Source organism: Nocardioides sp. (assembly GCF_034670285.1).
Classification (GTDB): Bacteria; Actinomycetota; Actinomycetes; order Propionibacteriales; family Nocardioidaceae; genus Nocardioides.
The window spans coordinates 1-6,161 of the sequence record NZ_JAXMNS010000222.1 but is presented as its reverse complement, the minus strand read 5'-3'; the positions used below and the strand labels follow the sequence as shown (position 1 = coordinate 6,161).

At 72.0% G+C, this 6,161-nt stretch carries 5 protein-coding genes; 1 reads left to right on the top strand and 4 read right to left on the bottom strand.

Annotated elements, in window-relative coordinates; translation table 11 throughout:
* On the bottom strand, positions 1 to 1,018 hold a 1,018-nt coding region (locus tag VOI19_RS12005; RefSeq protein WP_323793197.1), incomplete at its 3' end, for an acetyl-CoA hydrolase/transferase C-terminal domain-containing protein.
* A gap of 98 nt (positions 1,019 to 1,116) precedes the next feature.
* Between VOI19_RS12005 and VOI19_RS12000 the strand changes: the two genes are divergently transcribed.
* A complete protein-coding gene (locus tag VOI19_RS12000) occupies positions 1,117 to 1,731 on the top strand; it encodes a flavodoxin family protein (RefSeq protein WP_323793196.1) in 615 nt (204 codons plus the stop codon).
* Between the two features lie 33 nt (positions 1,732 to 1,764).
* Here the strand turns inward: VOI19_RS12000 and VOI19_RS11995 are convergent, their stop codons facing one another.
* From VOI19_RS11995 to VOI19_RS11985, 3 genes are all read right to left on the bottom strand, one after another.
* Positions 1,765 to 2,529: a class I SAM-dependent methyltransferase gene (locus VOI19_RS11995; RefSeq protein ID WP_323793195.1), complete on the bottom strand. Its 765-nt coding sequence runs from the start codon at positions 2,527 to 2,529 to the stop codon at positions 1,765 to 1,767.
* Positions 2,526 to 3,539 (bottom strand): hypothetical protein, encoded by a 1,014-nt coding sequence (locus VOI19_RS11990; RefSeq protein WP_323793194.1) that lies wholly within the window; start codon positions 3,537 to 3,539, stop codon positions 2,526 to 2,528. Before VOI19_RS11990 ends, VOI19_RS11995 begins: the two co-directional genes overlap by 4 nt.
* Positions 3,540 to 3,570: 31 nt before the next feature.
* Positions 3,571 to 6,161 (bottom strand): Ig-like domain-containing protein (locus tag VOI19_RS11985; protein ID WP_323793193.1); only part of this gene is annotated, 2,591 nt, incomplete at its 5' end.

Below are 6,161 nucleotides of genomic sequence, written 5' to 3'. Positions count from 1 at the left end.
ACACGTCGGCCTTCGGGTGCGAGGACTTGAGCGCGATGGCGGCCTGCCCGCCCGGGCTGTGCAGCGCCCCGACGATGAAGTCGGTCTGACCGCCGAAGCCCGAGTGGATGCGCGCGTCGATCCGCGAGGCGTTGGCCTGACCGAAGAGGTCGACCTGCAGGGCGGTGTTGACGCTGACCATCGCCGGGTTCTGGGCGATCAGGGCCGGGTCGTTGGAGGTCTCGGTGCGCACCATCCGGACCCGCTCGTTGCCATCGACCCAGTCGATCAGCTCCTCGGAGCCGAAGAGGAACGACGCCACGATCGGCTCGGCGGTGTCGAGCGCGCCGGCCTTCTCGAGGGTGAGCACGGAGTCGGAGAACATCTCGGTCCACACCCGCAGCCCGCGTCGTCCCACCAGGCCCATCATCGTCGCGTCGGGCACGGCGCCGATGCCTGCCTGGAGGGTCGCGCCGTCCGGCACCCGCTCGGCCACCTGCGCGCCGATGCGCGCCGAGAGCTCGTCGACGCCGTGGTGCACCGGCACGGGCAGCGCCTCGTCGGCCTCCACGAGGACGTCGATCAGGTCGAGGCCGACCTCGGCGTCACCGAAGGTCCACGGGAAACGGTCGTTGACCTGAGCGATCACCAGCCCGCCGCGTCGTCGTACGGCCTCGATGGCGGCGGGCAGCACGTTGACCTCGAGCCCGAGCGACACCTTGCCGTTGCGCGGGCGGGTGGTGTGGAGCACCACCACGTCGGGCGCCTGCGGGCCGCCGAGCAGCAGCGGCACGAGCGAGAGCCGCGACGGCACGTAGCGCAGCCGCAGACTGCGTCGCATCCCCGGACCGACGAATGACGTCTCCAGGGTCACGCCGTCGCGGTCGGGCAGGCCGGGCTGCCCGTTGAGCGCCCAGAGCCGGTAGGTGTCGAGCTCGGCATCGAGAAGTGAGAGCGTGTGCCACGGCGTCGCGTGGTTGCCGCTCACGAGCACCCGCGGGTCGGGCGACAGCCGGCGCAGGGCGGTAGCGAGGTCCATGGATCCATCACACCAGGGGGCGCAAGCCCGTGCGGGTGGCGCGGACCGGTGGCGCGCAGGGGGTGGCGCGGACGGCGGTCAGCGCGCATCCTCGAGTGATGGCACCCACCCTCACCGCCCTGATCCTCAACTGCACCCTCAAGCCCTCCCCGGCGGACTCCAGCACCCAGCTGATCGCTGAGGAGCTGTCGGCGGCACTGGCCGAGCACGACGTGACCAGCGAGATCGTGCGCATCGTCGACCACGACGTGAAGCACGGTGTCTCGATCGACGAAGGAGACGGCGACGCCTGGCCCGGCATCCGGCAGAAGCTGCTCGGCGCCGACATCCTGCTGCTCGCCACGCCGATCTGGATGGGACAGCCGTCGTCGGTGGTCAAGAAGGTGCTGGAGCGCCTCGACGCCGAGCTCGCCGAGACCGACGACGAGGGCCGCTACACCACGATGGGCAAGGTGGCCGGGGTGGCGGTCGTGGGCAACGAGGACGGCGCCCACCACACCTCCGCCGAGCTGTTCCAGGCGCTCAACGACGTGGGCTTCACGCTGCCGGCCAATGCCGTCACCTACTGGGTCGGCGAGGCGATGCACGGCACCGACTACCGCGACAAGGACCCACGGCCGGAGAAGACGGCGTCGACCAACAAGGTGCTCGCCGCCAACGCCGTCCACCTCGCCCGGCTGCTGCGCGCCGAGGAGTACCCGCCGCCGAGCTGAGTGCCGCGCGGGGGACGACCACGCGTCGTCACATCAGATCTGCGGCACTTGGCAGGCCAGCAGGCGACCCGCGACCTGGCCGTCCTTGATGAGGTCACCCATCCGCTCCTGGTTGCGAGCGGCGGACTTGAACGCGTCGGTGTCGCCGTGGTCGCGCTCGACGACGGCGTCGACGGCTGATGCCGCGTCGTCCCACTCGGACGGCGCGGCGGGGTGGTCGTCGAGGTAGCTGGCGGCCAGGATCTCCAGTCCGGCTGCGCGGAGGAGCTCGTCGAGCTCGTCAGCGGAGACGAAGTGGTTGCCCTCGGGCTCGTCGGGCAGGTCAGCGACCGTGCGGACGAAGACCAGCAGTCCTACGCGTCCGCCGGGTCCGACGCTGCGCTTCAGCTCGGCGACATGTGCCGCCTTGTCCTCGACGGTGCAGAGCACCCCCACCGACCACGCGACGTCGTACTCGCCGTCCTCGACTGGCAGCGCGGCGCCGTCACCGACCACGACTCGGTGGTCGAAGAGCCGCGCCGCGGCGAGGCACGCCCCCTTCATCGGCTCCACGAGCATCGGCTCGACGCCGCGCTCCTCGCGCACCATCTGCGCCGGGCCGCCGACGCCGGCGCCGCTGTCGAGCAGCCGCGTCCCGGCCACCAGCTCGAGGCGGTCGGCAAGCCACCGCAGTGCTGCCGGGCTACCGCTGCCCCGGCAGGCCGCAGGCAGGGCGTGGTCCTGCCCGAGCTCGTCGACCGCGTCGGCCGTCCACATGGCGACGGTGTCGAACTCGTCGACCATCGGCTCCTCGCTCATGCTGCTGCCCGAATCCGGTGACCGACCTCGGCCTTGACCTCGGCGCCGTCCGCTTCACTCATGGAACTCCCCCGTCCTGACAGGTTGACCCCGCTGATCCCGTCGATCGCGAGCAGTGCAAGTGCTTCGTCCACCGCTGCCGCGATGCCCGCCTCGCGCACGTCGTCGGCCGCGAGGACTCGTTCGACACTGGCGCCGTCGACGTGCAGCCCGGGAAACCTCTGCAGCACCCGCGCCGACGGCTCGTCGGTGTAGACCGCGACCCCCGCGACGACGGGGATCGTCAGGCCCTGCGCGCGCGCCTCGGCGACGAACACGGCGAGGCGCTCTGCCCGGCCGACGTGATTGAGCACCGCGAGGTGGGCGCCGGCCCGTTGCTTCTGCACCAGTCGGCCCGGACGCAGGTGCTGGGGTGCGGCCTCGGGCGACTCGGGCACGGCCACCGCCAGCCCTCGCTGCGCGGCCAGAGCGGCGAGCTCGGTGCCGTCCAGGTCGAAGACCTGGGTGACCCCCGGCCTGACACCGGGAGCGCGACCATCGCCGGTCACGCACAGCACGCCGTCGGCTCCGACCAGGCCCAGCCCGGCGACCTCCTGCTCCAGCACCACCCGGTTGCGGTCGCGGCACGCCAGCGTCATCCACGGAACGCCGCCCGCCTCTCTCACGAGCGCGGCGATCACCGTCGGCGGGAAGTCGGGTCGGTTCTGGTGCTCACCGACCAGGAACGCGTCGCAGGAGTCGCTCATCACCGCGACGAGGGAGGCCAGCGCCTTCGCGTCGTACGACGGCAGCGTCAGGTCGCTCAGCAACGCCCGGCCCGTGGCGAGCGCCGTGAGCAGTGCCGAGGTCGGTGTCCCGGCGGCGGGCTCGGCGCTCCACGGGCGGGGCTCGTCGAGGTCGGCGAAGGTGCACACGTGCTCGGCCATCTCGCACCGGAGGTCGTCGCGGACGCCGCCGCAGGGGCCGTACGTCATGGACTTCGGGCAGTCCGCCATGTCACCTGCAGGCACACCGGCACGATAGCCCGCGGAGGCGCCGACCTCAGCGACGGATGACGAACCGCTTGGCCCCCCGGGTGTTGTCCAACGTCCCGAGGGCACGCACCACGATCTTGCTGCGCCGCTGCGGCAGCTTCACCTGGATGCGGTAGTTGCCGCGCCCGTTCGTGGTGGTCGTGTCGAGGAGCTTCTTGCCATTGGCGCGCTTGCGGAACACCTGGATCGTCACGTCCTCGCGGCTCGGCAGGACGGAGCCCTTGATGACGACGCGCTTGCCCTTCCTCAGCCTGCTCGGCGCCGCGGAGACCCCGAACCGGACCCGGACCGACTGGCCCGCGCTCGTCGACCGGTCGTTGCCGGCGTCTCCGGTGTAGCGCGCGACGAACGTGGCGTCGACGATCGGGCGCAGCCTGGTCTCGAAGTTGCCGTCGGCGTCCAGCTCGACCGTCCCGAAGCGCAGCAGCTCATTGCGACGGGTCACCGCGAGGATCTCCACCTCGCCGGGCTCGACGCCGTCGTCCGCTCGAGTCACGGTGCCGCGGAGGGTGACCGGGCGGCCGACCTTGATCACCCGGTCCGATCGCTCCAGCGTGGTCTGCGTGCTGCTCTGGGTCCGGGTCAGCTCGAGGGCCGTGATCGCGCGCTCGCCCTCGTTGCCCACGCCGTCGACCGGGTCTGCGGTCACCCGCACCGTCCCGGCGTCGAAGCCGGTGAGGTCGAGGCCGGTGTCGAAGAGGCCCTCCCCGCGGGGGACGGTCGTCCGGGCGGTCATCGTGCCCTGGCTTGCGGTGATGACGACGTCCGCTGCCTCCGAGCGGGTGCCCGTCACCGTGGTGACCGGGTCATCGGACTCGACGTCGGTGGCGCTCAGGGCGCCGACCTCCGGCGCGACGGTGTCCTTCAGGACGGTGACGGCGGCGCTCGCGGAACTGGTGTTGCCGGCCCCGTCGGTGGCGGTGGCCGTGACCGAGAGGTCACCCTCGGACAGCGCGTCGACGTCGACGACGAGCGCCCAGGCGCCGTCCTCGTCGGCGACGGTGCTGTCGGTGACCTCGCCGGCCAGGGAGCCGGTGACCGTGACGGTGACGGTGCTGCCCGCCTCGCCGGAGCCACTCAAGGCGAGACTCGGCGCCACGACCGTGACGGCGTCGGGCTGCTCGAGCGTCGGGGCCGACGGCGGCGTGACGTCGTCGGGGGTCGGCGTCGGGGTCGGCGTCGGAGTCGGCGTCGGCGTCGGAGTCGGAGTCGGAGTCGGAGTCGGAGTCGGGGTCGGCGTCGGAGTCGGAGTCGGGGTCGGGGTCGGCGTCGGAGTCGGGGTGGTGGCGACAGTCACGTCGATGCGGGCCGAACCCGGGTTGCCGACCTCGTCGAGGACCTCGACGGTGGCCTGCAACGAGCCTTCGGGCAGGTCGCCGTCGGGGGTGAAGGTGACCGTGGCGCCATCGACGGTGGTCGTCCCGGGCACCACCGGCTCGGTCGTGAGCGTCGCATCGCTGACCGGCTCGTCGAAGACGAAGGTCAGGTCACTGGAGCGAGCCACGGTCTCGCCGTCGGCGGGGTCACTGCTCTCCAGGGACGGGAGCACCGTGTCCTTCTGCGTGCTCAGCGGCGCCGAGGCCGCACTGGTCCTGGTGTCGTCGCTCTGCGTGGCGGTCACGGTGACGGTGCCGTCCGGGACGCCGGACAGGTCGAGCGCGATCGTCCAGGCTCCGTCGAGGCCGACCTCGGTGGTCCCGGAGACACCCGAGGCGTCGACGTCGACACTCGCGCCCGGCTCGCCGGTGCCCGAGAGGGTGTACGCCGCCGCGTTGCCCGCGTTGACCGGGCCGAGCGGCGCGGTCACCCCGGGGCTCGCCGGCGGCTCGGCGTCGACGACGAAGCTCGACTCGACGGTCTGCGAGGCGTTGCCGGCGGTGTCGACGAGATCGATCTCGACCCGGTAGCTGCCGTCCTGGAGAACTGAGTCCGGCGTGGCGGTGACGGTGTCCGCATCGACCGACGATTCGAGGCCCACCTCGACGTCGGCGTCGTCGTAGATCCGAACCGCGCTGGTGGCTGCGAGCGCTTCGTCCGCAGTGACGACGTAGGTGACGTCGGCGACCTCGAGCGTCGCACCCTCGGCCGGGTCGGTGGCCAGCACGCTCGGCGCGACGGTGTCCTTGACGACGGCGATCGATGCCGTCGGCCCATCGTTGACGGCCTGGTCCCGGCTACGGGCCGTGACGGTGAGCTCGCCGTCGGCGAGCGTGGCGACGTCGTCCGCCTCCACGACGATGTTGAAGTCACGGGAGTCATCCGTTGCCTTGGTGAGCCCGTTGCTCGCGGTGACGGTCCGCTCGCCGTCCCCCACCGTCACGAAGACGGTGTCGGTCTTGGTCTCGGTGGTGCCCGAGATGACGAGGTCGCCACTGTCGAGGAGGTAGGGACTGGGCGAGGCCGAGAGGTCGGTCGGCGCCGGGGGCGCGACGGTGTCGAGCGTCCAGGTGTAGGTCTCCTGCGCCGCGGCGCCACCGCTGGCGGGCACTGCGCGGAAGGTCACCGAGTACAGCCCGTCCGGGGAGGGCTCGGCGCCCGACTCCACGCCGACCGGGTCGCACGAGAGCTTGCTGCTCGAGATCGCCCCAGGGGAGTCCT

Coding starts and splice junctions, on each gene's coding strand:
- VOI19_RS12000 (WP_323793196.1), top strand. CDS start 1,117: ATGGCACCCACCCTCACCGCCCTGATCCTCAACTGCACCCTCAAGCCC.
- VOI19_RS11995 (WP_323793195.1), bottom strand. CDS start 2,529: ATGAGCGAGGAGCCGATGGTCGACGAGTTCGACACCGTCGCCATGTGG.